Origin of the sequence: Micromonospora fulviviridis (genome assembly GCF_014648395.1) — a bacterium.
GTDB lineage: Bacteria > Actinomycetota > Actinomycetes > Mycobacteriales > Micromonosporaceae > Micromonospora > Micromonospora fulviviridis.
Window position 1 is genome coordinate 207,960 of sequence record NZ_BMRA01000002.1, and the last position, 24,819, is coordinate 232,778.

Sequence of the window (24,819 nt, forward strand, 5' to 3'; positions counted from 1 at the left end):
CGGCACCTCTGTTCGCGACTGCGGGGCTCGCGGAACCGGCTCACTCCTCGCGCTCACGGGCCCTCCCCCTCGCGCTGGACGGCGAGCCCCCGGCCGGGTTCGCCGGCCGCCTCGACGTGCCGGTCCACCTCGGCGCCGAGGCTGCGCAGGATGTCCAGCACCAGACCGACCACGATCAGGTAGACGCCGATGTCGAAGAAGAGCGACGTGACCAGGTAGAAGTGGTCGACCAGCGGCAGCCAGAGGTCCACCTTCACGCTCTCCAGCACCCGGCCGGTGAGGAGCAGCCCGAGCACGCCGCCCCCGACCGAGACGGCCAGGCCCGCGCCGAGCACCGTGCCCGCCCCGACCGGCGCCGCCTCGGCCAGCTCGTACCGGCCGCCGGCCAGGTAGCGGAGGGTCAGCGCGAGGCTGGCCACCAGGCCGCCGGAGAAGCCGCCGCCCGGGGCGTTGTGCCCGGAGAAGAGGAGGAACAGCGAGAAGAGCAGCACCGTGTGGAAGATCAGCCGGGTGACCACCTCGAAGACGATCGAGCGGCGACGCTCGTGCAGCGTGGCCCCGCCCCGCAGCCAGACCGTCCGCCGGTCCGTGCGCGACCGGACCGGGCCGGGTCGGCGCGGCCGGGGCCCGGTGCGGGACCGCTCGAAGATCAGGCTGGCCACCCCGGTCGCGGTCACCACCAGCACCGAGATCTCCCCCATGGTGTCCCAGGCCCGGATGTCCACAAGCGTCACGTTGACCACGTTGCGGCCGTAGCCCTGCGCCACGGCCAGGTCGGGGAAGGCCGCCGAGATCGACGGGGTACGCCGGGCGCCGGCCGCGGCCAGCGCCAGGCCCGCCATGACCAGGCCGGCGGCCACCCCGATGCCGCGGCGCACCCAGCGACTGCGGCGCAGCGGGCGGGCCGAGAAGCGCTCCGGCAGCCGGCGCAGCACCAGCACGAAGACCGCGATGGTGGCGGTCTCCACCAGGAACTGGGTGAGCGCCACGTCGGGCGCGCCGTAGAGGACGAACATCATCGCGGTGCCGTAGCCGGTGACGCCGACCAGCAGCATGGCGGTGAGCCGGCGCCGGGCGCCCACCGCGAGCAGCGCGGCCACCGCGATCACCACGCAGACCACCAGCTGGGCCGGGTTGTCCCAGACGGCGATCTCGGTGAGCCACGGCCGGGTGGCCAGCATGGCGCCGCCCGGCACCAGCACCAGGACGACCAGCACGGTGCCGAGGTACTGCGGCAGGGCGCCGCGCTGGGTGGCGCCGGTGACCTCGATGGCGAACCGGTCGAACCGGTGGGTGACCCACTCGTACCCCTGGTTGCCGCCGACCGGCGAGCGCAGCCGCGTCAACGCGGGGGCGAGCGGGCCGCGGACCAGGTGCAGCACCACCCCGCCGGCGATCACCACGGCGGAGAGGCCGAGCGCCAGGGTCGGTCCGTGCCAGAGCGCCAGTTTCTCCTCGACCGGGCCGAACAGCTCGGCGTACGGGCGGAGCAGGCCGCCCAGCCAGCCGGCGGCCGGGCCGGCAGCGAGCCCGGCGACGGCCAGCAGGGCAGGGGGTACGAGCATCGCGGCGGGCGGCCGCTCCACGTCGGTGACCGGGACGCCCGGCCGCGAGCCGAACGCGCCCCAGAGGAACCGGATGCTGTACGCGACGGTCAGCGCGCTCCCCACGACCAGCACGGCGAGCACCACCGGCCGCCCGGTGAACGCGCCGAGCACCGCCTCCTTCGCCACGAAGCCGAGCAGCGGCGGCAGGCCGGCCATCGAGGCGGCGGCCAGCGCGGCGAACGTGGCGAGCACCGGCGCGCTCCGGCCCACCCCGGACAGGTCGCGCAGGTCCCGGCTGCCGGCGCTGTGGTCGAGGATGCCGACGACGAGGAAGAGCGCCGCCTTGAACAGGGCGTGCGCCAGCAGCATGGCGACGCCGGCGAGGGCCGCCTTCGGGGTGCCCGCGCCGAGCACCACGGTGAGCAGGCCGAGCTGGCTGACCGTCCCGTACGCCAGCAGCAGTTTGAGGTCGGTCTGCCGCAGCGCCGCCCAGCCCCCGGCGACCAGGGTGAGCAGCCCGGCGACCACGGTGACCGGCCGCCACGGCCCGGCCGGCGCGAGCGCCGGGCCGAGCAGCCCGACCAGGAACACCCCGGCCTTCACCATGGCGGCCGCGTGCAGGTAGGCGCTGACCGGGGTGGGCGCCGCCATCGCCACCGGCAGCCACGAGGTGAACGGGAAGACCGCGGACTTGGCGAGGGCGCCGGTGAGCACGAGCAGCACCGCGACCGCCAGGTAGCCGCCGCCGGGCAGCGGCGCGGCGGTGACGACCGACCACCGGTAGCTGCCGACGTGGTGGCCGAGCAGCAGGAAGCCGACCAGCATGGCCAGCCCGCCGAAGGTGGTGACGGTCAGCGCCTGGGCGGCCGCCCACCGGCTGGACCGCCGCTCGGTGCTGTGCCCGATCAGCAGGTAGGAGAAGACCGTGGTCAGCTCCCAGAAGACGTAGAGCAGCAGCAGGTCGTCGGAGACGACCAGGCCGAGCATCGCCCCGGCGAAGGCGACCATGACGGCCGCGAAGCGGGCCAGGCCCGCCGAGCCGGCGTGGAAGTAGCGGGCGGAGTAGACCAGCACCAGCGCGCCGACGCCGCCGACCAGCAGCAGCATCAGCCAGGACAGGGTGGTGACCCGCAGCGCCACGTCGAGGTGGAGCTCCGCGATCCACGGGTACGTCTCGACGACCGCGCCGCCGTCGCGGACCGCGCCGGTGTGCGCCACCGCCCAGCCGAAGGTGGCCGCCGGGGCGAGGGCGAGCAGCAGGCACGCGCGGGGGCCCCACCGGCGGACCAGCAGCGGGGCGGACAGGGCCGCCACCAGGTGCAGGATCAGCAGGACGAGCACGCGTACTCCCGGTCGAGGTGACAGCGCGGCGGGGCACGCTGCGGCCAGGACCGATCACACGCCACATTCCCGCCCAACCGGGCGGTTTTCGGGAAACCCGCCCGACGCTCGGGCCTCCCCCTCAGCGCAGGGCGGGGTCGGGGGCGGAGCGGTCGCGGCGGGGCGTCTCGACCAGCAGGTCCGGGCGGCCGAGCTGGCGGACCGCCTTGTTGACCACACGCTGGGCGGCGGCGAGGGAGCGCACCGGCAGCAGCTTGCCTCGGCTCTCGCGGCGCAGGACGAAGTAGTGCACCGCGGCGCGGACCAGCCCCCGGTCGGCGGCGCTGGAGTGGGCGGTGGCGACGACCAGCTCACGCAGGCAGCGGGCCAGGTCCTCGGCCAGTTCGAGCTCGGGGCCGTGCAGACCGGTGCGGAGCGTGGCGAGGTGACTGTCGACCTTGCGGATGAGCACGTCGGTCCCGGACCCGCCGCCTCGCCCCTGCACGGTCATCCAAGCCCTCCACCCCACACTGCGTTGCGGGTGAAGTTACTTTATGTTGCGCGGTACAAGCAAGCAGTTAAGTAAGACTTAACGCCTTCAAGGCCACATCCGTCGCTTAAGGCCCCGTCCCGGACAGAACAACGTCCGGCGAGGACTGGTTGTCACACCGGCGAGGCAGGATGGAGGGCGTGGCGGACGAGGTGACCCGGGGCGCGGCGGTCCTGGCGGATTTCGGCGCGGCGACCCGGGAGTGGTTCACCGCGGCCTTCGCCGCGCCCACCGCCGCCCAGGCCGGCGCCTGGCGGTCGGTCGCCGCCGGGCGCAACGCCCTGGTCGTCGCACCGACCGGCTCCGGCAAGACCCTGGCCGCCTTCCTCTGGTCGCTGGACAAGCTGGCCAAGGAGCCGCCGCCGGCCGAGGCGCGGCAGCGCTGCCGGGTCCTCTACGTCAGCCCGCTCAAGGCACTGGCCGTCGACGTCGAGCGCAACCTGCGCGCCCCGCTCACCGGCATCCGGCAGGCCGCCACCCGGCTCGGTCTCACCCCGCCCGACATCACCGTGGGCATGCGCACCGGCGACACCCCCGCCGACGAGCGGCGGGCCTTCGCCCGGACTCCCCCGGACATCCTCATCACCACGCCCGAGTCGCTGTTCCTCCTGTTGACGTCGGCGGCCCGCGACTCGCTGCGCGGGGTCCGCACGGTGATCGTCGACGAGGTGCACGCCGTCGCCGGCACGAAGCGCGGCGCCCACCTGGCGCTCTCCCTGGAACGCCTCGACGCGCTGCTGGAGACGCCCGCACAGCGGATCGGGCTCTCCGCCACGGTCCGGCCGATCGACGTCTGCGCCCGCTTCCTCGGCGGAGCCCGCCCGGTCGACGTCGTGCAGCCGCCCACCAGCAAGACCATCGAGGTCAGCGTCCAGGTGCCGGTGGAGGACATGACCCGCCTCGACGAGCAGGAGCCGCCGGAGGACGCGCTGGGCGGGATCGGCCCGCGCCGGGCGTCGATCTGGCCGGCCGTCGAGGAGCGGGTCTTCTCGCTGATCCGGTCGCACCGGTCGACCATCGTGTTCACCAACTCGCGGCGCAGCGCCGAGCGGCTCTGCGCCCGGCTCAACGAGCTGGCCGCCGAGGAACTGGAGGCGGCGGCCGCCCCGGACGGCGGCCGCGTGGCCCGGGGCGGCGAGCCGGTGGGCGTATCCGAGCTGTTGGCGGGGTTCGACGGCCCGGCGGGCGGCGACGGCGGTCCGGCGGGCGGCGCTCCGGGGGACGGCCACGGCCCGGCGGACGGTGCGGACGCGGCGGACGGTGCCGGCTCGGTGCGGCGGCGCGGGGCCGACGCGTTCGGCGGGCCGGTGGGGCCGCTGCGCGCGCCCCGGCAGCCGGCCGAGGTGATGGCGCAGTCCGGTGCGGCGGCCGGTGCGCCGCCGGTGATCGCCCGGGCGCACCACGGCAGCGTCTCCCGCGAGGAGCGCAAGCACATCGAGGAGGCGCTCAAGTCCGGGCAGCTCCCGGCCGTGGTCGCCACCTCCAGCCTGGAGCTGGGCATCGACATGGGCGCGGTCGACCTGGTCGTGCAGATCGAGGCGCCGCCGAGCGTCGCCGCCGGTTTGCAACGGGTCGGCCGGGCCGGGCACCAGGTCGGCGCGGTCTCCCGGGGCGTGGTCTTCCCGAAGCACCGCGGCGACCTGCTCTCCTGCACCGTGGTCGCCGAGCGGATGGGCGCGGGCGCGATCGAGGAGCTGCACTACCCGCGCAACCCGCTCGACGTGCTGGCCCAGCAGATCGTGGCGATGGTCGCCCTGGAGCCGTGGCGGCTCGGCGACCTCGCCGTGCTGGTCCGCCGCGCCGCTCCCTTCGCCGAGCTGCCCGAGTCGGCGCTGCACGCGGTGCTCGACATGCTCTCCGGGCGCTACCCGTCGACCGCCTTCGCCGAGCTGCGGCCCCGGCTGGTCTGGGACCGGGCCGCCGACGTGCTCACCGGTCGGCCCGGCGCGCAGCGGCTCGCCGTGACCAGCGGCGGCACCATCCCCGACCGGGGCCTGTTCGGGGTCTTCCTGGCCGGCGCCGAGCGGGCCGCCCGGGTCGGCGAGCTCGACGAGGAGATGGTCTACGAGTCCCGGGTCGGCGACGTCTTCCTGCTCGGCTCGTCGTCCTGGCGGATCGAGGAGATCACCCCCGACCGGGTGCTCGTCTCCCCCGCCCCCGGCCAAGCCGCCCGGATGCCGTTCTGGAAGGGCGACCAGCTCGGCCGCCCCGTCGAGCTGGGCCGCGCCATCGGCGCCCGGGTCCGGGCGCTGCTGCGCCAGTCCGACGCCGACGCCGTGGCCGCGCTGCGCGCCGGCGGGCTGGACGACTGGGCCGCCGGCAACCTGATGGCCTACCTGCGCGAGCAGAAGGAGGCCACCCGGTCCCTGCCCGACGACCGCACGGTGGTGGTCGAGCGGTTCCGCGACGAGCTGGGCGACTGGCGGCTCGCCGTGCACTCGGTGCTCGGCGCCCGGGTCAACGGCCCGTGGGCGCTCGCCATCGGCCGCCGGCTCGCCGAGCGCTACGGGGTGGACGCCCAGGTCATGCCCTCCGACGACGGCATCGTGGTCCGGCTGCCCGACACCGCCGAGGAACCGCCCGGCGCCGACGTGGTGGTCTTCGACCCCGAGGAGATCGCCCAACTGGTCGAGGAGTCCGTCGGCACCTCGGCGCTGTTCGCCTCGCGGTTCCGCGAGTGCGCGGCCCGGTCGCTGCTGCTGCCCCGCCGCGACCCGCGCCGCCGGCAGCCGCTCTGGCAGCAGCGCCAGCGCGCCGCCCAGCTCCTCGACGTGGCCCGCGAGTACGCCGACTTCCCGGTCACCCTGGAGGCCGCCCGGGAGTGCCTCCAGGACGTCTTCGACCAGCCCGCGCTGGCCGAGCTGATGCGCGACCTCGGCGCCCGCAAGGTCCGCCTCGTCGAGGTGGAGTCCGAGCGCCCGTCGCCGTTCGCCCGCTCGCTGCTCTTCGGCTACGTCGGCGCGTTCCTCTACGAGGGCGACGCGCCGCTGGCCGAACGGCGGGCCGCCGCCCTGGCCCTCGACTCCGGGCTCCTCGGCGAACTGCTCGGCCGGGTCGACCTGCGGGAACTGCTCGACCCCGCGGTGCTGGCCGAGACCGAACGGCAACTGCGCTGGCGCACCGAGCAGCGCCGCCCCCGCGACGCGGAGGACGTGGTCGAGCTGCTCCGGGTGGTCGGCGACCTGAGCGAGGCCGAGCTGGCCGAGCGGGGCGTACCGGCCGGATGGCTGGACGAGCTGGAGGCGGCCCGGCGGGTGCTGCGGGTCCGGATCGCCGGCGAGGACCGCTGGGTGGTCGTCGAGGACGCCGCCCGGCTGCGCGACGCGCTCGGCGTGGCGCTGCCCGTGGGGGTGGCCGAGGCGTACCTGGAGCCGGTGGCCGACCCGCTCGGTGACCTGGTGGCCCGCTACGCCCGCACCCATGGCCCGTTCGCGGCGGCCACCTGCGCCGCCCGGTTCGGGCTCGGGGTGTTCGTCGTCGAGCAGACGCTGCGCCGGCTCGCCGCCACGGGGCGGGTGGTCTCCGGCGAGTTCGCGCCCGACAGCGTCGGCACCCAGTGGTGCGACGCCGAGGTGCTGCGGCTGCTGCGCCGCCGGTCCCTCGCCGCGCTGCGCCGGGAGATCGAGCCGGTGCCGCCCCGGGCGCTCGCCGCGTTCCTGCCCCGCTGGCAGCAGGTCGGCTCGTCGGCCCGCGGCGTCGAGGCGGTCGCCGCCACCGTCGAGCAGTTGCAGGGCGTGGCCGTGCCGGCGTCCGCGCTGGAACGCCTCGTGCTGCCCGCCCGCATCGCCGACTACTCCCCCGCCCAGCTCGACGAGCTCTGCGCCAGCGGCGAAGTGGTCTGGGCCGGCTCCGGCGCGATCTCCGGCGGCGACGGCTGGGTCACCCTGGCGTACGCGGACGTCGCGCCGCTGCTGCTGCCCCCGCCGGACGAGGCGCTGGCCGTCACCCCGCTGCACGAGGCGGTGCTCGACGCGCTCGGCGACGGGCAGGCGCTCTTCTTCCGGTCGCTCTCCGACCGGGTCGGCTCCACCGACGACACCGCCCTGGCGGCGGCGGTGTGGGACCTGGTCTGGGCCGGCCACCTCACCAACGACACCCTCGCTCCGCTGCGGGCGGCGCTCGGCGGCGGCGGCGCGCACCGGTCCCGGCCGGCCGCCCCGCGCACCCGCTACCGCCGCCCCGGCCGGGTGGCGCTGCCCAGCCGCGGCGGCCCGCCCACCGTGGCCGGCCGCTGGTCCCGGCTGCCCGAGCGCGACCTCGACCCCACCCGTCGGGCCGCCGCGCTCGCCGACCTGCTGCTCGAACGGCACGGCGTGGTCACCCGCGGCGCGGTCATGGCCGAGCAGGTGACCGGGGGCTTCGCGGCGGTCTACCCGGTGCTCTCCGCGCTGGAGGAACGCGGCGCGGCCCGGCGCGGCTACTTCGTCGAGGGGCTGGGGGCCGCCCAGTTCGCCGTGCCCGGTGCTGTGGACCGGATCCGCGCGCTCGCCGATCCCGCCGACGACAGCCGGGGCCGGGGCGGGCCGACCATCGTGCTCGCCGCCACCGACCCCGCCAACCCCTACGGCGCGGCGCTGCCCTGGCCCGACCGGGTGGTCGACTCCGGCGACGGGGCGGCACCGACCACCGGGCACCGGGCCGGGCGGAAGGCCGGGGCGCTGGTCGTGCTGGTCGGCGGCGACCTGGTGCTCTACGTCGAGCGGGGCGGGCGGACCATCCTCTCGTTCACCGACGACACCGACGTGCTGGCCGCGGCCGGCAAGGCGCTCGCCGACGCGGTGTACTCCGGGGCGCTGGGGGCGATCTCGGTGGAACGCGCCGACGGCGAGGCGGTGCACTCCTCGCCGCTGCGCGACGCGCTGACCGCTGCCGGCTTCCGCGCCACCCCCCGCGGCCTCCGCCTCCGCGGCTGACCCCGCCCCGCACCCCGCGCCGCCGCACGCTCACGCCCCACGCCCCACCGGTCGCGCCCGCGCTCGGCGCCCAGCGCCCCACCGGCCGCGCCCACGCCCATGCCCGCGCTCGGCCTCGGCCCTCGGCGCCGCCGCACGCTCCCGCCCCACGCCCCACCGGTCGCGCCCGCGCCCAGCGCCAGCGCCAGCGCCAGCGCCGGCGCCGGCGCCGGCGCCGGCGCCGGAGATCTTGGACGGAAACGGCCCCTATAGGGGCCTTTTCATACCAAGATCTTGTGACGGTCCCGCGATGCGGGCGAGTTTCCTGAGGGGTGGGAGAGCAGGCTCGTTGAGATCGGCCTCGGGGTGTCTGCGGCTCGGCGCGGAATGCCTGCCACGCCACGAACCGGCGCGACCGGGCGGTGCCGGCCGGCACGCGGCGGGGCAAGTGCGCGGAGCGGGGGCGGTGCCTGCGCTGGACGCCGACCACACGGATACGTGGTGCCTCGCTCGTTAGGGTGTGCTGCGCAGACGACGAGGGGGACCGATGGCCTCGATCCAGGTACGACCCGCCGGACCCGGCGACCAGGCCGATGTCGCGGCCCTGCACCGACGGGAGTGGGGCGGCCCGTACGTGGTGGTCCACGACACCCGCTACGACCTGCGGGAACTGCCCACGCTGGTGGCTGTGGACGGGGCGGGCGGGTTCGCCGGGGCGCTGGTGCACCGGCTCGCGGACGGTGGGCTGGAGGTGGTGAGCCTGGCCGCCACGGCACCGGGCAACGGCGCCGGCAGTGCCCTGATGGCCGCCGCCGAAGCACTCGCCGCGGCCGCCGGGGCGGACCGGCTCTGGCTGGTCACCACCAACGACAACCTCCGGGCGCTCCGCTTCTACCAGCGCCGTGGGCTGCGGATCGTGGCGGTGGACGCCGGCGCGGTGGACCGGGCGCGGGCGGTGAAGCCGAGCATCCCGTACCTCGGCGAGGACGACATCCCGCTCCATGACGAGCTGCGGCTGGAGCGGCGGCTCACCGGGTCGGAGGTTCGGCCGTGACCGGTCCCGACGGAAGCGCCTGGATCTCGCTGACCACCGACTACGGCCTGGCCGACGGGTTCGTGGCGGCCTGCCACGGGGTGCTCGCCCGGCTCGCCCCGGCCGCCCGGGTGATCGACGTGACCCACCTGGTGCCGCCGGCGGACGTACGCCGGGGCGCGGCGGTGCTCGCGCAGACCGTGCCGTACCTGCCGGTGGGCGTGCACGTGGCGGTGGTCGACCCGGGCGTCGGCACCGCCCGAAGGGGTGTCGCGCTGGCCACCCCGGGCGGGCTGCTGGTCGGCCCGGACAACGGGCTGCTGCTGGACGCCGCCGAGGCCCTCGGCGGGATCACCGGGGCGGTCGAGCTGACCAACCCGGCCTGGCTCGCCCCGACGGTCTCCCGGACCTTCCACGGGCGGGACGTGTTCGCCCCGGTCGCCGCGCGGCTGGCGCTCGGCGCGCCGCTGGCCGAGGCGGGGCCGGCCGTGGACCCGGCCACGCTGGTCCGGCTGCCCGCGCCGCTGGTCCGCGCCGACGACACGGGCTTCACCGCCGAGGTGCTGACCGTCGACCACTTCGGCAACGTCCAGCTCGCCGCACCCGGTGAGCTGCTGTCCGGGCTGCCGGAGCGGGTACGGGTGGCCGGCCGGGCGGCGGTGCGGGGGCACACGTTCGGCGACGCGCCGGCCGGCGGGCTGGTCGCGTACGTGGACTCGGCCGGGCTGGTGGCGCTGGCGGTCAACACCGGCCGGGCCGTGGACCTGCTCGGCGTACGTCCGGGCGAGGTGGTGACGGTCACCGGCGGCTGAGCCGCCCCACCCTGCGGATCCGGCGGGCCGAGGGAGGATGGAGAGGTGCCCGAAGGCGACACCGTCTGGAACACCGCCCGCGTCCTCCAGCGCGCCCTGGCCGGCGCCCGGCTCACCGGCTCGGACTTCCGCGTGCCGCAGCTCGCCGCGACCGACCTGACCGGCTGGACCGTGCACGAGTCGGCCAGCCGGGGCAAACACCTGCTGCTCCGCCTCACCGCGCCGACCGACGCCGCCGCCACCCAAACCACCGACACCGCACGAGCCGACGCCCCGCGAGCCGACACCGCACGAGCCGACGCCGCACGAGCCGACGCCCCGCGAGCCGACGCCCCGCGAACCGACGCCCCGCGAGCCGACGCCCCGCGAACCGGCGCCGCGCGAGCCGACGCGCCACCAGCCGGTGCCGCAGCCGCGAGCGGGCGGGACTGGACGCTGCACTCGCACCTGCGGATGGACGGCGCCTGGCGGGCGTACGCCCCGGGCGAGCGCTGGGCGGCCCGTCCCGCGCACCTGATCCGGGTGGTGCTCCGGTCCCCCGGCGCGGTGGCGGTTGGCTACCACCTGCACGAGCTGGCCCTGATCCCGACCGCCGAGGAGGAGTCCCTGGTCGGCCACCTCGGCCCGGACCTGCTCGGCCCGGACTGGGACCCGGACGAGGCGGTCCGCCGGCTGGCCGCCCACCCGGACGAGACCATCGGGGAGGCGCTGCTGGACCAGCGCAACCTGGCCGGGGTGGGCAACCTCTACAAGTGCGAGGTGCTGTTCCTGCGCGGGGTCTCCCCGTGGACGCCGGTCCGCGCGGTGCCCGACCTGGCCGGCACGGTCGGCCTCGCCCAGCGGCTGCTGGCCGCGAACCGGGGCCGCTGGACGCAGAGCACCACCGGCTCGCTGCACCGCGGGCAGACCAGCTACGTCTACGGCCGCCGGGCGCAGCCCTGCCGGCGCTGCGGCACGGCGATCCGCAAGGAGGAGCTGGGCGAGCGGGTGACCTACTGGTGCCCGGCCTGCCAGCCGGACCGCTGAGCGGGACGGCGCGTGGAACTTCCACGAACCACCCAAGATCGCCCGAGATAGGGACGATTGGGTAGTTCCCTCCCGCACCTTCGGCGTCGCATGCTGCGGTGGAGTGCTCACCGATCGTCAGCAGCGCGTACGCCCGCCACGTCGGGGTGACGGCAGGCGCGCCCCGACCCCGGGGAGAGCCATGGTGCTGTTCCGCAGACTCCGGCCGGGATGGACGGACCGGGCCGCCCGGACCGCCGAGAACCACACGCCGACGGTGCCCGCCGCCCGCCCCGCCGAGGAGGAGACCGGGCCCACCCCGGCCAGCCTCGACCCGGCCGCCGTGCCGCGCTGCTTCGGCCCGGTGCCGAACTTCGCCGCCAGCCCGCTGCCCGCGCTCGACCGGGACGGCCGTCCGGTGCCCGGCACCGGCATCCGTAAGTTCGTCGACCCGCTGCCGGTGCCCGGCCCGCTGGCCGCCGCCGGGCTGGGCGCCCGCCTGCCGGTCGCGGTCCCCGACACGATCACCTGGCCGGGCTGCGACTACTACGAGATCGGCCTCCAGGAGTACGCGCAACGCCTGCACCGCGACCTGCCGGCCACCCGGCTGCGCGGCTACCGCCAGCTCAACCTGGGCACCGACGCGTCCGGCCACAACACGGTGAGCCCGCCCGACCGGCCCTGGCACCTCGGCCCGATGATCGTCGCCCGGCGCGGCCGGCCGGTCCGGATCAAGTTCATCAACCAACTGCCCACCGGCCGGGCCGGCGAACTCTTCCTGCCGGTCGACGAGACGGTCGACGGGGCCGGGACGGGCCCGCTGGACGGGCCCGCGCCGTATCCGGGAAACCGGGCGGTGCCGCACCTGGCCGGGGCGCAGACGGGGTGGATCAGTGCCGGCAACCCGTGGCAGTGGGTCACCCCGGCCGGCGAGATCACCCCGTACCCGACGGGGGTGGGGGTGAGCCCCGTGCCGGACATGCCGCCGCCCGGCGCGGGCGCCACCACGCTCTACTTCCCCAACGAGCAGAGCGGCCGGCTCATGTGGCTGCACGACAACACCCTCGGCCTGTCCCGGCTCACCGTCTACTCCGGGCAGCTCGCGCTCTACCTGCTCACCGACCCGGCGGAGGAACGGCTGGTCGACGACGGGGTACTGCCGGCCGACCAGCTTCCCCTGGTGATCGAGGACAAGACCTTCGTGCCGGACGACGCCCAGCTCGCCGCCCAGGATCCCACCTGGGACCGGGACCGCTGGGGCGCCAAGGGCAGCCTCTGGCACCCGCACGTCTACCAGCCCCGGCAGAACCCGTACCGGAGCACCGGCGGGAACCCGACCGGGCGCTGGGACTACGGCCCGTGGACCCACGACCCGGACGGCGGGGCCAGCCCCTGGGTCGCCCCGGTCCCGAACCCGCACCACGATCCGGTCACCGAGCCGGACGAGCCGCCGCTGGCGCCGGGCGTGCCGCACCCGTCGGCCGTGCCCGAGGCGTACGGGGACACGCCGCTGGTCAACGGGGTCGCCTACCCGTACGTGGAGGTCGCGCCGCGGGCGTACCGGTTCCGGATCCTCAACGCCTGCGCCGACCGGGCGCTCAACCTCCAGCTCTACCGGGCCGGCTCGGACCGGCCCCTGTGGACCGAGAGCGGCGCTCCGGGCGACCCGCGCGCCGGCGAGGTGCCGATGGTCGACGCGGCCCGGGCCGCCGGCCGGCCGGCGCACTGGCCGGTCGACGGGCGCGAGGGCGGTGTGCCCGACCCGGCCGCCGCCGGACCCGAGCTGATCCAGATCGGCAACGAGGGCGGCCTGCTGCCCGCCCCCGTGGTGCGGCCGAACCGCCCTGTCAGCTACCGGTACGACCGCCAGGACCCCACCGTGCTCAACGTGGACGGGCACACCCTGCTGCTCGCGCCCGGCGAGCGGGCCGACGTGGTGGTGGACTTCGCCACCGTCCCGCCGGGCAGCACGCTGATCCTCTACAACGACTGCCCGGCGCCGCTGCCCCGGTTCGATCCCCGCTACGACCACCACACCGACGCCCCGGACCGCACCGCCACCGGCGGCCTCCCCGCCACCCACCCCGGCTACGGGCCGAACACCCGGACGCTGCTCCAGATCCGGGTCACCGGCACCCCGGCGGCGCCGTACGACCGGGACCGGCTCGCCGCCCGGCTGCCCGGCGCGTACGCGGAGAGCCAGCGACCGCCGATCGTGCCGCAACCGGCCTACGACGCGACCTTCGGCACCCGCACCTCCGGCGAGACGCTGGTGCCGGCGCGTGCCACCTCGGTCACCTTCACCCCGACCGGCGCGGTTGCCCCGGTCACCCTGCCGCTGGCGGTGAAGTCGGTCGGGCAGGTCTTCGAGCCCCGGCACGGCCGGGCCGTGGGGCGGCTCGGCGTCGGCCACCCGAACGCCGGGGCGCGGACCCCGGCCACCCTGCCGCTCGGCCCGGTCGACCCGGCCACCGAGGTGCTGTACGCGACCGAGCCGACCGTGCCGGTGGGCGCGCCGGCCGACGGCACCCAGCTGTGGCGGATCGTCGGCGACGCACCCCGCACCCATCCCGTGCACATCGAGGGCTGCGACGTGCAACTGGTCAACCGGGTCGGCTGGGACGGCACGGTCCGCCCGCCGGACCCGGGCGAGCTGGGCTGGAAGGACACCGTCCGGGTCAACCCGCGGGAGGACGTGATCGTGGCCCTGCGCCCGGTCCCGCCCACCCTGCCCTTCAAGATCGGCGACAGCGTACGGCTGCTCGACCCGACCCGGCCGGCCGGCGCCCGCCTGGACGCCAGCCCGGTCAGCCCCGTCGACGGGCGGCCCGCCGTGGTGGTCAACCAACTGGTGAACCTGGGCTGGGAGTACCGCTGGCAGACCCGCTCGGCGGGGCTGCGCGACCAGGGCATGAGCCGGCCGCTGGTGCTGCGGGTGGCGCCCAAGGCGCCGACCGGGCTGACCGCCACCCCGGCGCCGGGCTCGGCCACCGCGCTGCCCGCCATCGCGCTGGCCTGGACCGGCAACGGGAGCCGCCCGCCGGCGACCAGCCACCGGCTGCAACGCGCCACCGACGCGGCCTTCACGGCCGGGCTCACCGAGATCACCGTGGCCGCCGCGGCCACCCGGTACACCGACGCGACCGTCACCCCGGGGATCACCTACCACTACCGGATCCGGGCCGAGAACGCGGTGAGCTGCTCGGCCTGGTCGAACAGCGTCCCCGCCTCGGTGCAGCTCACCGCTCCGGCGAAGCTGGCCGCCGTGGTGCCGCCGGCCGCGCCGCTGCGGGTCGCGCTGCGTTGGGCCAACCGCTCCTTCGCCACCGGCGTGGACGTGCAGCGGGCCACCAACCCGACGTTCACCAGCGGGCCGGGCACCACGGCCATCGCCGTCGGAGAGGCCCACCTCGACCCGGCGGTCGCCCCGGACACCACCTACTACTACCGGGTACGCACCACCTACCTGGGCGCGGCGTCACCCTGGTCGACGGTGTCCACCGTGACCACCCCGCCCCGCCCCGGCCTGCCGACCGCGGTGCTCGCCACCGCCACCGCGCCCGCCCCGGACACCGCCACGGTGATCCTGAGCTGGTCGGCCAGCACGCCGGCCGGAGCGGGCGCCGGCTTCGTGGTGCAGCGCGCCACCGACGCCGGCTTCACCCACGACGTGGCCACCTTCAGCGTCACCGCCCGAGGCTTCACCAACACCGGCCTGGCCCGAGGCACGACCTACCACTACCGCATCCGCTCCACGAACGTGGTGGGCACGTCCCCCTGGACCACCCCCACCCAGGTAACAACCCCCGACTAACCCACCCACCCCGCCCGGCTGCGCTCCCGTCGTTGATCAAGGAGTTTGCGTCGGAAGTGGGGCGAATCCTGACGCAAACTTCTTGATCAACAAGGCGGAGGGCAGGGGAGGAGGAGGCGCGGGGTCAGGGGGTGCGGAGGGGGGTTTGGGTGGTGCGGAGTTCGGCGAGGGCGCCGGCGACGCCGTGCAGCAGGTCGGTGGCCTCGGTGAGGCGGGCGGCCGAGGGGTCCTGGGTGCTCGGGTGGGCGTCCTCGGCCACGTAGCCGGCCGCGGCCACCACGAGCCGCTCGTAGGCGGCCACCCCGCTCTCCAGCTGCTCGACCAGGGTGGCGTGCGCTTCGGCGAGGGACCCGCGCGCCTCGGCCGGGGCGAGCTTCAGGGCGCGTTCCACGCCGGCCACCCGGTTGGCGAGATCACGCAGGGAACGGTCGGCCTCGGCCGCCTCGCGGACGGCCGGCTCGGCCAGCCCGGTGAGCCGGCCGGCCAGCCCGGCCAGGGTGAGCGCGGCCCGGTCCAGCCGGGCCCATGCCTCGGCGGCGGTGGTGCCGCGCAGCGCGAGGCGGGAGCGGACCCGGCGTACCTCGGCGAGGACGCCGGGGCCCACGGGCAGCCGCTCGACGGCGGCGACCAGCCGGGCCCGGGAGCGGGCGGCGGCCTCGGCCGGGTCGAGGGCCGGCGGGGCCGGCACGGCGGCGAGTGCGCGCAGGTCGACCCAGCGCCAGGCGGCCAGTGCGATCGCGCTGCCCGCGGCGCCGGCCCAGGCCGCGTCCGGCAGGCCCAACCCGGCGTACGGGGTCAGCACGGCGGCGGCGCCCCCCAGCCCACCGGCCAGGACGCTCCAGCGCCGCGCGGACCGGCGCAACCTGCGCAGCCGGCGGAAGTGCCGCGCCCGCTCGTCCACCATCGGTCTCCCCCGTCCCCTAGCTCGTGGTGCTCTCCCCGGTGCCACGCTCCCGGCTCATGGTGGCCCGGATCTCGTCGAGGCGGGCGGCGGCCGGGTCGGTCGGCTGGCCCACGGCGGGGCGCTCCTGCCGGCCGCCGAGCTGCTCGCCGGCCATGCTCGACCGGATCTGCTCCAGTCTGGCCGACCCGGCCGAGTCGAGGGTCGCCTTCTGGATCTCCAGCATCCGGCCCTCGACGGAGTTGCCGGCCAGCTCGGCCCGGCCCATCGCGTCGGCGTAGCGGCGCTCGATCCGGTCCCGGACCTCATCCAGGGCCGGGGTGGTGCCGGGGGCGGTGAGCGAGGACATGGACTCCAGCGAACGGGCCACGCTCTCCTGCATCTTGGCCTGCTCCAGCTGGCTGAGCAGCTTGGTGCGCTCGGCCAGCTTCTGCTGGAGGATCATCGAGTTGTTCTCGACCGCCTTGCGTGCCTGTGCGGCCGCGCCGAGCGCCTGGTCGTGCAGGGTCTTGAGGTCCTCCGTCGCCTGCTCGGCGGAGACCAGCTGGCTGGCGAGCAGCTGCGCGGACTGCTCGTAGCGCGCCGCCTCGGTCTCCTCACCGCGGCCCCGGGCCTGGTCGGCCAGGACCAGTGCCTGCCGGGCGTTGCCCTGGAGCTGCTCGACCTCGGTCATCTGCCGGGACAGCTTCATCTCCAGCTGGCGCTGGTTGCCGATGACCGCGGCCGCCTGCTGGACCAGCGCCTGGTGCTGCCGCTGGGCCTCCTCGATGGCCTGCTGGATCTGCACCTTCGGGTCGGCGTGCTCGTCGATCTTCGCGCCGAAGAGCGCCATCAGGTATTTCCAGCCCTTGACGAACGGGTTCGCCATCTCCGCCTTGTCCCCTCAGTAGCGTCACGTCGCCTCGACCGGGGTCGACCGGCGAGCCGCGCGGTGTGCCTCCATCGTCCCAGTCGGACGCCAACCCCGGCACCCGTACGACCCTGATCAACAGTACGACGTGGCCACCACCGGCGGCCATGTCGCGGCGGGTGGGATCAGGCGGCGCAGACCACGTCCCGGTCCGCGGGGCGGACCCGGGTGCTGCGCAGCGTCGCCTTGAGCGGCGAGTCCTGGCGGACCTGGACGGACACCGAGCCGTCGGAGGTGACCTGCCGGACCCCCCGGCTGGTCGCCTTGCGCACGGCCGCCGGTGCGACCGGCGTCGACTCGACCGGCTCGTCGGCCATCGGGACCAGCACCCCGGGCATCTGCTCCGCCAGCGCGACCGTGTCGCTGACCTCGCGCAGCAACTCGGAGAGGCGGGCGCCGAGCGCGTCGCAGATCGCGGCCAGCAGCTCGCTGGAGGGCTCCTTCTGGCCGCGCTCGATCTCGGAGAGGTAACCCAGGCTCACGTTGGCGGCGGACGAGACCTCGCGGAGGGTGCGGTGCTGCCCCTGCCGGCGCGCCCGCAGTGCGTCACCGATCACACGGCGTAGCAGGACCATCGCACCTCCCCCTGTACGGGACCACCATCTCCGGCCGCGCGTGCCGCACCGGGCGCGGTGGACCGGCCCGGCGCCGACGTCGCCCGCCGGAGCCTTCCCGCAACCGTACCCGTTGGTCGCCTCGACGACATCCCACCCCGCCTCTCCAATCCTGCGGAACCGCCCGCGCGGGCCGGCCGACGGCCCCGGGCCGGTGGTCCCGGGGTCGGGCGGGTCGCGACCGGCTCACCGCTGTCCGGCCCCCGCCCGGTCGGCGTCGCCCGCGGCTTCCGCCTCGTCGGCCTCGACGGCGGCGTGGATCTGCTCGGCGAGCAGGCGCAGCGCCTCGATCACCGCGGCCGCGCGGATGTGGTCCCGGCCACCGTCGAGGCGCAGCTCGCGTACCTCGGTGCCGCCGGGACCGGACGCGGCGACGTAGACCAGGCCGACCGGCTTGCCGTCCTGGGGCTCGGGCCCGGCCACGCCCGTGGTGGCCAGCCCCCAGTCGGCGCCGCAGCGCCGCCGCCCGCCCTCGGCGAGGGCGGCGGCCACGTCCGGGTCGACCGGTCCGCGCTCGGCCACGAGGTCCTCCGGTACGCCGGCCAGCTCCGACTTCAGCTCGGTGGCGTAGACCACGAGGCCGCCCCGGAAGATCCCGCTCACCCCGGCGATCTCCACGATGGCGGCGGAGAGCAGCCCACCGGTCAGCGACTCGACGGTGGCCAGGGTCTCCTTGCGCTCGTGCAGGCTGTGCACCACCGAGGCCGCCGGACTGCCGGCGGGCCGCTCGTGGTTCGCATCCGTCCCCATGCCGGCCCCTTCTTCCCCCACCGCCGCGACCTACTCATCGTGCGCACCGAATCGCCGATCATGAGGTTATCGCCGACGACGCGCCGCGCCGGCCGGGCTCAGCGGGTGGGGCGGCGCAGCCGGAGGGCCTGGGCGATGTAGTCGAAGCCGGTGACGACGGTGACCACCACGGCCGCGCCCATGATCCAGGGGCCGACCGGGGCCAGCGCGTCGGGCATCGGCCAGAGGTACCAGGTGATCGCCAGGATCTGGAGCGCGGTCTTGATCTTGCCGCCGCGGCTGGCCGCGATCACGCCGTGCCGGATCACCCAGAAGCGCAGCGCCGTGATGCCCAGCTCGCGCGCGAGGATCACCACGGTCACCCACCAGGGCAGCCGGTCGTACCAGGAGAGCAGCACCAGGGCGGCGCCGGTGAGGGCCTTGTCGGCGATCGGGTCGGCCACCTTGCCGAGCGAGGTGACCAGCCCGAACCGGCGGGCGATCCAGCCGTCCACCAGGTCGGTCGCCGAGGCGACCACGAAGATCAGGCAGGCCGCCATCCGCCAGCCGGCGTGGCTCATCGCGGAGGCGACCACGGTGACCGCGAACACCGGAACCAGCACCAGCCGCACCGCGGTCAGCACGTTGGCCGCGTTGAGCAGGGGCACCGGGGCCGCCACGGTCGACTCCGCCCCGGTCATGTCCGGCACCGCCCCACGTGGCTCCCCCGTTCTGTCCGGACCCGCCGTCACCGTGCCGCGCCGGGCGCCGCCGAGATCATCTCATCCGGTACGGCGACCAGGTCGACACCCTCGGTCGCGGTGACCGTGGCCCGGACCAGGTCGCCGGGGCGCAGCGCGGCCAGGTCCACCCCGCCGCCCTGCGGGGCGACCAGGGTGGTCGAGCCGTCGACCTCGGGCGCCTGGTGGGCGGCCCGCCCCTCGACCACGCCGTCGGCGACCGAGTCGACCAGCACCTCCACGGTCGAGCCGAGCCGCTCCTCGGCCCGCTGCGAGCAGAGCTCGTCGGCGAGCGCCGCGAGCCTGTCGTAGCGCCGCTTGATCGTCGCGGCGGAGACCTTGCCGGGCAGGCCGGCGGCCTCGGTACCGTCCTCGTCGCTGTAGTCGAACACGCCGATCGCGTCGAGGCGCGCCTCGCTCAGGAAGCGGGTCAGCTCGGCCACGTCCTGCCGGGTCTCGCCGGGGAAGCCCACGATGAAGTTGCTCCGCGCGCCCGCCTCCGGGGCCAGCTCGCGGGCGGAGGCGAGCAGCTCCAGGAACCGTTCGGTGGAGCCGAACCGGCGCATCCGGCGCAGCACCGGCTCGCTGGAGTGCTGGAACGACAGGTCGAAGTACGCGGCCACGCCCGGCGTGGTGGCGATCACCTCGACCAGGCCGGGCCGGGTCTCGGCGGGCTGGAGGTAGCTGGCCCGCACCCGCACGATGCCGTCGATCGCGGCGAGCTGCGGCAGCAGCTTCTCCAGCGCCCGGGGGTCGCCCAGGTCCTTGCCGTAGGAGGTGGAGTTCTCGCTGACCAGCACCAGCTCGCGGACGCCGGTCTTGGCCAGCCACTCCGCCTCGGCGAGCAGCTCGTCGGGGGTACGCGAGACGAACGCCCCACGGAACGCCGGAATGGCACAGAACGCGCAGCGCCGGTCGCAGCCGCTGGCCAGCTTGAGCGAGGCCACCGGCCCGGTGTCGAGCCGGTGCCGCAGCACCTGCCGCAGGTGCGCCGGGGTGTGCTCGTCGGCCTCGGTGGCGACCCGGGTCGGGGTGCCGTGGCCGGGCAGCGACACCGCCGCCTCGCGACGCTTCACGGGGGTGAGCGGCAGCAGTTCGCGCCGGTCGCGCGGGGTGTGCGCGCCCAGCGCCTCGCCGGCCAGCACGGCGTCCAGCCGGGCCGCGATGTCCGGGTAGTCGTCGAAGCTCAGCACCGCCTGCGCCTCGGGAAGGCTGTCGGCCAGCTCGCGGCCGTACCGCTCGGCCATGCAGCCGGCGGCGACCACCTTGGCGCCGGTGTCGGCGGCGGCCAGCAGCGTCTGGATCGAGTCCTGCTTGGCCTTCTCCACGAAACCGCAGGTGTTCACCACCACCACGTCGGCGCCCTCGCCGTCGGTGGTCACCTGCCACCCGTCGGCGTGCAGCCGGGCGGCCAACTCCTCCGAGTCGACCTCGTTACGGGCGCAACCCAGCGTCAGCAGGGCGACGCGACGGCCGTCGGCGGGAGACGACAGCTCCGTCGGACGCGCCGAGCTGGAGCTGTCGGAAGGGGAGGTGGCAGACACCATCCGAGGGTACCGGGCCGCGGCGGGAACCCCACGGCGGCGGGCCGCCGGCATCGGCCGGCTCACACGCGCCGCGGGTCAGCGGGCCGCCGCGCCGACCCGGGCCAGCCGGTCGAGCAGGAAGACCTCGGTGCCGGCCAGGCCGGTGGAGCAGAAGACCGAGATCTGGTCCGCGCCGGTCCTCCCCGGGACCGCTCCGGCCAGCACCGCGCCCAGGTCGCGGAGCCGGTCCGCGTACGGCTCGACGGCGGCGAGCATCGGCGGGGCGTACGCGGCCGCCTGCGCGGGAGAGTCGGTGACCAACAGGTCGGCGGCGTCCAGCAGGTCGGGCCCGAACTCGTGCCGGTCGACCTGCTTGAAGCCGACGGTGTTGACGTGGGTGCCCGGGGCGAGGTCGGCGGCGGCCAGCACCGGTGTGGTGCTGGTGGTGGCGAGCACCACGAGGTCCCGGTCCCGCACCGCGGCGGCGGCCGAGTCGACCGCGCGGGCCGGCACGCCCAGTTCGGCCCGGACCCGGGCGGCGAACGCCTCCCGGCGGGCCGCCGAGCGGCTGTGCACGGTCACCTCGCGCAGCGGGCGGACCGCGGCGGCGGCCCAGACCTGCGTCCACGCCTGGCGTCCGGAGCCCACCACCCCGAGGGTGGCCGCGTCGGGGCGCGCCAGCGCGTCCACGGCCACCCCGCCCAGTCCCCCGGTGCGCCGCGAGCCCAGCTCCTCGCCGACCGCGATGGCGCGCACCGCCCCGGTGCCCGCGTCGTGCAGCACCACCAGCTGCCCGCTCTCCGGGTGCCCGAACGTGTCGTACGAACGGAAGCCGTACCACTCGCCGGTGAGGTGCCCGGCCGTGAGCACCATCCGGCCGCCGCCGAGCGGGGCGGACGCCCGGGGCGGGGCGATCAGCCGCCCCTCGTACGCGGCCAGCAGCGCGTCCCGCATGGCGGCGACGGTGAGCGGGGCGTCCACGGCCGCGGCGACGTCCTCGTCGGAGAAGAGCACGGTCATGCCGACCATGGTGCAACCTGAAGTTCGCGTGAACTCCAGCGAGGGTGGGGTTCGTCACCGTGCCGGCCCGCCGGCCCGGGCGGTGCTAGCGTCGGCCTCGGCGGCCCCGTGCCGCCCCGGACGAGTGGTGGGCGTACCCGGTCAGGCCAAGACGCCCCGCGTGACCGCCCGTCCCGGCCCCGGTGGCCGGGCCCGTCCCGTCAGAGGTGCCCCATGGCCTGGCTCGTGCTCGTGCTCTCCGGACTGCTGGAGACCGCCTGGGCGATCGCCCTGGACCGCAGCGCCGGCTTCACCCGCCCGCTCCCCTCCCTGGTCTTCGTCGTCTCACTGGTGGCCAGCATGGCCGGCCTGGCGTACGCGCTGCGCGACATCCCGGTCGGCACCGGCTACGCCGTGTGGGTCGGCATCGGGGCGGTCGGCACCGCCGTGGTCGGCATGGCGGCGCTGGGCGAGTCGGCCAGCCTGCCCCGGATCGCCTGCCTCCTGCTCGTGGTCGCCGGCGTGGTCGGCCTCAAGCTCTTCCACTGACCACCTCCGGCCAGCCCGGACGTCCGGTTTGGACGCCGGGCCGGTGCGGGTAGTTCTCCCTCGCCCCACCCGAGGAGACCCACTACGGAGGACACCATGGCCGACATCCACGCCACCGCCCGCCCGCGCAGCAGCGCGGCCCGCGTCTGCACGATTCTCGCGTTCGTCTTCGCGGTCATCGCGATCTTCTTCCTGCCGCCGCTGTTCGGCCTGGTCGGCCTGGTGCTCGGCATCGTCGGCGCGGTGCTCGGCGACAAGCCGCTCGGCTGGTACGCCGCCGCCGCCAGCGTGGCGGGCGCCGTCATCGGCATGATCATCGGCTACGCCATCTACAACTCCTGACCCGTACGCGTCAGGGCCCGCCGGGAGCACCGGCGGGCCCTGACGTCTGTCCGGGACGGGTCAGTCCTCGCCGCCGCGCAGGCCGACCAGGACCTCCTCCAGCTCGTCCGGCTTGACCAGCACGTCGCGGGCCTTGGACCCCTCGGACGGGCCGACCACGCCCCGGGTCTCCATGAGGTCCATGAGCCGGCCCGCCTTGGCGAAGCCGACCCGCAGCTTGCGCTGGAGCATCGAGGTCGAGCCGAACTGCGAGGTGACCACCAGCTCCACCGCCTGCACGAGCAGGTCCAGGTCGTCGCCGATGTCCTCGTCGATCTTCTTCTTGCTGTCCTGCGCGGGGGCCAGCACGTCCGGGCGGAACTCCGGCTCGCGCTGGTCCTTGCAGAACTTCACCACGTCGTGGATCTCGCGCTCGGTCACCCAGGCGCCCTGGATCCGGATCGGCTTCGACGCGCCCATCGGCAGGAACAGCCCGTCGCCGCGGCCGAGCAGCTTCTCCGCGCCGGGCTGGTCGAGGATGACCCGCGAGTCGGCCAGCGAGGAGGTGGCGAAGGCGAGCCGGGACGGCACGTTCGCCTTGATCAGGCCGGTGACCACGTCCACCGAGGGACGCTGGGTGGCCAGCACCAGGTGGATGCCGGCGGCCCGGGCCAGCTGGGTGATCCGGACGACCGAGTCCTCCACGTCGCGCGGCGCGACCATCATGAGGTCGGCCAGCTCGTCCACGATCACCAGCAGGTACGGGTACGGCCGGATCTCCCGCTCGCTGCCCGGCGGGGCCTTGATCTCGCCGTTGCGCACCTTGCGGTTGTAGTCGTCGATGTGCCGGACCCCGTTGGCGGCGAGGTCGTCGTAGCGCATGTCCATCTCGCGGACGACCCACTCCAGCGAGTCGGCCGCCTTCTTCGGGTTGGTCACGATCGGGGTGACCAGGTGCGGGATGCCCTCGTAGCCGGTCATCTCGACCCGCTTCGGGTCGATGAGCAGCAGCCGCACCTCGTCCGGGGTGGCCCGGGTCAGGATCGACACCAGCAGCGAGTTGAGGCAGGACGACTTGCCCGCGCCGGTCGCCCCGGCGATCAGGATGTGCGGCATCTTGGCCAGGTTGGCCACCACGTAGCCGCCCTCGATGTCCTTGCCGAGCGCCACGACCATCGGGTGGTGGTCGCTGGTGGCGGCCCGCGAGCGCAGCACGTCGCCGAGCGCCACGTTCTCCGGGTCGGTGTTCGGGATCTCCACCCCGACCGCGCTCTTGCCCGGGATCGGGCTGAGGATCCGCACGTCCGGCGACTTCACGGCGTACGCGATGTTGCGGGAGAGCTGGGTGATCCGCTCGACCTTGACGCCCGGCCCCAGCTCGACCTCGTAGCGGGTGACCGTCGGGCCGCGGGTGAAGCCGGTGACCGCGGCGTCCACGTCGAACTGCTCGAAGACGCCGGTCAGCGCGGCGATCACCTCGTCGTTGGCCTTGCTCCGGGTCTTCGGGGCGGCCCCGCTGCCCAGCATGTTGGCCGGCGGCAGCGTGTAGTCGCCGGCCAGCCCGGTGAGCGCGAGCTGCTCGGCGCGGGTGGGCAGCGGCGAGTGCTCCGGCGGCTCGACCGGCTTGCGGCTCGCCGGCACCTTCTTGCGCGGCAGCACCAGGGTGTCCTGGAGGTCGACGCCGTCGAGGTCGTCGTCCGCGTCCAGCGGGTCCACCGGCGGCGGGAGGCGCTTGGCCGCCCGCTTGCGGGCCGGCTTCGCCGCCGCCTCGGCCTCGGCCTCCTCGGCGTCGGCCGGCGGGACCGGGGCGGCGCGCAGCCCGAGCCGCTCCGGGATCTTGTTGATCGGGGTCGCGGTGACCACCAGCAGCCCGAAGACCAGCAGCAGGAGCAGCAGCGGCATGGCCACCCAGGCGGTGACCGCGGACTTGAGCAGGTCGCCCACGCCGGCGCCGAGCAGGCCGCCCGCGTAGTCGCGCTGGACCTCGTCGACCGGGTCCTGTCCGATGTGCAGCATGGCCGCCGTGGCGAGCAGCATGGAGCCCCAGCCGACCAGGCCGCGCCCGCGGTGCGCCGGATCGGCCGGGGTCCGCATCAGCCGCCAGGCGCCCACCATGAGCAGCACCGGCAGCACGATGGCGATCGCCCCGACGAAGAGGCGCACGGTGTCCGCGAGGTGCCGGCCCACCGGCCCGGCGCCGCCGGACCAGATGCCCACCGCACTGAGGATGGCCAGGCCGAACAGGAGCAGCCCGGCGCCGTCGCGGCGGTGCTCCGGGTCCAGCTCGCGGGTGGTGGCGGCCTGCCGGCCGGCGGCCCGGAAGGCCCAGCCCACGCCGTGCGCCAGCCCCATCCACAGGGCACCCAGCGCGCGGCCGAGGAAGGCCGCCGGGCTCGGCCCGGGGGCCGGGCGCCGCCGGGCGGTCGCCCTGGTCGCCTTCTTGGCCGGCTGGCGGGCACGGCTGTTCGTGGTTCCGCGCGGCGACGCGCCGCGCCGCCGGCTCGCCTGAGAGGTACGGCCCGCCATACAGTCACCGTAACGGCGGGACCCGGCAGAT

Annotated in this window: 16 protein-coding genes, 2 pseudogenes and 1 riboswitch; of the genes and pseudogenes, 8 read left to right on the forward strand and 10 right to left on the reverse strand. The window is 75.7% G+C overall.

Going from position 1 to position 24,819, the window contains the following annotated elements:
- Positions 1-53: 53 nt before the first annotated feature.
- The gene (locus tag IEY96_RS05955) at positions 54-2,888 is read right to left on the reverse strand and encodes a Na+/H+ antiporter subunit A (RefSeq protein ID WP_189193789.1); all 2,835 of its coding nucleotides are present in this window, start codon (positions 2,886-2,888) and stop codon (positions 54-56) included.
- Positions 2,889-3,009: 121 nt separating this feature from the next.
- Positions 3,010-3,378, reverse strand: a complete 369-nt coding sequence (locus tag IEY96_RS05960) for a hypothetical protein (RefSeq protein ID WP_189193790.1) — start codon at positions 3,376-3,378, stop codon at positions 3,010-3,012.
- A 170-nt stretch (positions 3,379-3,548) separates the two neighbouring features.
- Between IEY96_RS05960 and IEY96_RS05965 the strand changes: the two genes are divergently transcribed.
- The 6 genes and pseudogenes from IEY96_RS05965 (at position 3,549) to IEY96_RS05985 (ending at position 14,973) form a co-directional block, all read left to right on the forward strand.
- Positions 3,549-8,330: an Lhr family helicase gene (locus IEY96_RS05965; RefSeq protein ID WP_189193791.1), complete on the forward strand. Its 4,782-nt coding sequence runs from the start codon at positions 3,549-3,551 to the stop codon at positions 8,328-8,330.
- A 526-nt stretch (positions 8,331-8,856) separates the two neighbouring features.
- A complete protein-coding gene (locus tag IEY96_RS05970) occupies positions 8,857-9,363 on the forward strand; it encodes a GNAT family N-acetyltransferase (protein ID WP_189193792.1) in 507 nt (168 codons plus the stop codon).
- A complete protein-coding gene (locus tag IEY96_RS05975; RefSeq protein ID WP_189193793.1) occupies positions 9,360-10,154 on the forward strand; it encodes an SAM hydrolase/SAM-dependent halogenase family protein in 795 nt (264 codons plus the stop codon). Before IEY96_RS05970 ends, IEY96_RS05975 begins: the two co-directional genes overlap by 4 nt.
- A gap of 45 nt (positions 10,155-10,199) precedes the next feature.
- Positions 10,200-10,373: pseudogene (locus IEY96_RS33315) on the forward strand (DNA-formamidopyrimidine glycosylase family protein); the annotation flags it as partial.
- 201 nt (positions 10,374-10,574) lie between these two features.
- Positions 10,575-11,180 (forward strand): annotated as a pseudogene (locus IEY96_RS05980) (zinc finger domain-containing protein); the annotation flags it as partial.
- 181 nt (positions 11,181-11,361) lie between these two features.
- The gene (locus IEY96_RS05985; RefSeq protein WP_189193795.1) at positions 11,362-14,973 is read left to right on the forward strand and encodes a fibronectin type III domain-containing protein; all 3,612 of its coding nucleotides are present in this window, start codon (positions 11,362-11,364) and stop codon (positions 14,971-14,973) included.
- 124 nt (positions 14,974-15,097) lie between these two features.
- Here IEY96_RS05985 and pspM read toward each other — a convergent pair whose 3' ends face one another.
- From pspM to IEY96_RS06020, 7 genes are all read right to left on the reverse strand, one after another.
- Positions 15,098-15,877, reverse strand: coding sequence for a phage shock envelope stress response protein PspM (pspM, locus tag IEY96_RS05990; RefSeq protein WP_189193796.1), 780 nt, complete (start codon positions 15,875-15,877; stop codon positions 15,098-15,100).
- Positions 15,878-15,893: 16 nt separating this feature from the next.
- Positions 15,894-16,742, reverse strand: a complete 849-nt coding sequence (locus IEY96_RS05995; RefSeq protein WP_189193797.1) for a PspA/IM30 family protein — start codon at positions 16,740-16,742, stop codon at positions 15,894-15,896.
- Between the two features lie 167 nt (positions 16,743-16,909).
- Positions 16,910-17,359, reverse strand: coding sequence for a helix-turn-helix domain-containing protein (locus IEY96_RS06000; protein ID WP_189193798.1), 450 nt, complete (start codon positions 17,357-17,359; stop codon positions 16,910-16,912).
- A 225-nt stretch (positions 17,360-17,584) separates the two neighbouring features.
- Complete coding sequence (locus IEY96_RS06005) at positions 17,585-18,148, reverse strand: CinA family protein (RefSeq protein WP_189193799.1); 564 nt, start codon at positions 18,146-18,148, stop codon at positions 17,585-17,587.
- A 98-nt stretch (positions 18,149-18,246) separates the two neighbouring features.
- Positions 18,247-18,828 (reverse strand): CDP-diacylglycerol--glycerol-3-phosphate 3-phosphatidyltransferase, encoded by a 582-nt coding sequence (gene pgsA / locus IEY96_RS06010; RefSeq protein ID WP_148428135.1) that lies wholly within the window; start codon positions 18,826-18,828, stop codon positions 18,247-18,249.
- Between the two features lie 47 nt (positions 18,829-18,875).
- Entirely contained in the window at positions 18,876-20,414 is a 1,539-nt protein-coding gene (gene rimO / locus IEY96_RS06015) for a 30S ribosomal protein S12 methylthiotransferase RimO (RefSeq protein WP_189193800.1), read from the reverse strand.
- A gap of 75 nt (positions 20,415-20,489) precedes the next feature.
- Positions 20,490-21,413 (reverse strand): ornithine cyclodeaminase family protein, encoded by a 924-nt coding sequence (locus tag IEY96_RS06020; protein ID WP_189193801.1) that lies wholly within the window; start codon positions 21,411-21,413, stop codon positions 20,490-20,492.
- A 95-nt stretch (positions 21,414-21,508) separates the two neighbouring features.
- Positions 21,509-21,574: riboswitch (guanidine-III (ykkC-III) riboswitch) on the forward strand.
- 52 nt (positions 21,575-21,626) lie between these two features.
- Between IEY96_RS06020 and IEY96_RS06025 the strand changes: the two genes are divergently transcribed.
- Together IEY96_RS06025 and IEY96_RS06030 are read left to right on the forward strand one after the other, a co-directional pair.
- Entirely contained in the window at positions 21,627-21,941 is a 315-nt protein-coding gene (locus IEY96_RS06025) for a DMT family transporter (protein ID WP_189193802.1), read from the forward strand.
- A gap of 96 nt (positions 21,942-22,037) precedes the next feature.
- On the forward strand, positions 22,038-22,283 hold the full coding sequence (locus IEY96_RS06030) for a hypothetical protein (RefSeq protein ID WP_189193803.1): 246 nt from the start codon (positions 22,038-22,040) through the stop codon (positions 22,281-22,283).
- Positions 22,284-22,343: 60 nt separating this feature from the next.
- On the opposite strand, the gene IEY96_RS06035 is transcribed toward IEY96_RS06030, so the two are convergent.
- Positions 22,344-24,788, reverse strand: coding sequence for a DNA translocase FtsK (locus IEY96_RS06035; protein WP_189193804.1), 2,445 nt, complete (start codon positions 24,786-24,788; stop codon positions 22,344-22,346).
- Between the last annotated feature and the right edge of the window lie 31 nt (positions 24,789-24,819).

What these genes read in the sequence shown, in the direction of transcription:
- rimO (WP_189193800.1), bottom strand. Translation starts at nt 20,414, where the DNA reads ATGGTGTCTGCCACCTCCCCTTCCGACAGCTCCAGCTCGGCGCGTCCG.
- IEY96_RS05960 (WP_189193790.1), bottom strand. Translation starts at nt 3,378, where the DNA reads ATGACCGTGCAGGGGCGAGGCGGCGGGTCCGGGACCGACGTGCTCATC.
- IEY96_RS06005 (WP_189193799.1), bottom strand. Translation starts at nt 18,148, where the DNA reads ATGGGGACGGATGCGAACCACGAGCGGCCCGCCGGCAGTCCGGCGGCC.
- pgsA (WP_148428135.1), bottom strand. Translation starts at nt 18,828, where the DNA reads ATGACCGGGGCGGAGTCGACCGTGGCGGCCCCGGTGCCCCTGCTCAAC.
- IEY96_RS06035 (WP_189193804.1), bottom strand. Translation starts at nt 24,788, where the DNA reads ATGGCGGGCCGTACCTCTCAGGCGAGCCGGCGGCGCGGCGCGTCGCCG.
- IEY96_RS05970 (WP_189193792.1), top strand. Translation starts at nt 8,857, where the DNA reads ATGGCCTCGATCCAGGTACGACCCGCCGGACCCGGCGACCAGGCCGAT.
- IEY96_RS05995 (WP_189193797.1), bottom strand. Translation starts at nt 16,742, where the DNA reads ATGGCGAACCCGTTCGTCAAGGGCTGGAAATACCTGATGGCGCTCTTC.
- IEY96_RS06020 (WP_189193801.1), bottom strand. Translation starts at nt 21,413, where the DNA reads ATGACCGTGCTCTTCTCCGACGAGGACGTCGCCGCGGCCGTGGACGCC.
- pspM (WP_189193796.1), bottom strand. Translation starts at nt 15,877, where the DNA reads ATGGTGGACGAGCGGGCGCGGCACTTCCGCCGGCTGCGCAGGTTGCGC.
- IEY96_RS06025 (WP_189193802.1), top strand. Translation starts at nt 21,627, where the DNA reads ATGGCCTGGCTCGTGCTCGTGCTCTCCGGACTGCTGGAGACCGCCTGG.
- IEY96_RS06000 (WP_189193798.1), bottom strand. Translation starts at nt 17,359, where the DNA reads ATGGTCCTGCTACGCCGTGTGATCGGTGACGCACTGCGGGCGCGCCGG.
- IEY96_RS06030 (WP_189193803.1), top strand. Translation starts at nt 22,038, where the DNA reads ATGGCCGACATCCACGCCACCGCCCGCCCGCGCAGCAGCGCGGCCCGC.
- IEY96_RS05985 (WP_189193795.1), top strand. Translation starts at nt 11,362, where the DNA reads ATGGTGCTGTTCCGCAGACTCCGGCCGGGATGGACGGACCGGGCCGCC.
- IEY96_RS05965 (WP_189193791.1), top strand. Translation starts at nt 3,549, where the DNA reads ATGGAGGGCGTGGCGGACGAGGTGACCCGGGGCGCGGCGGTCCTGGCG.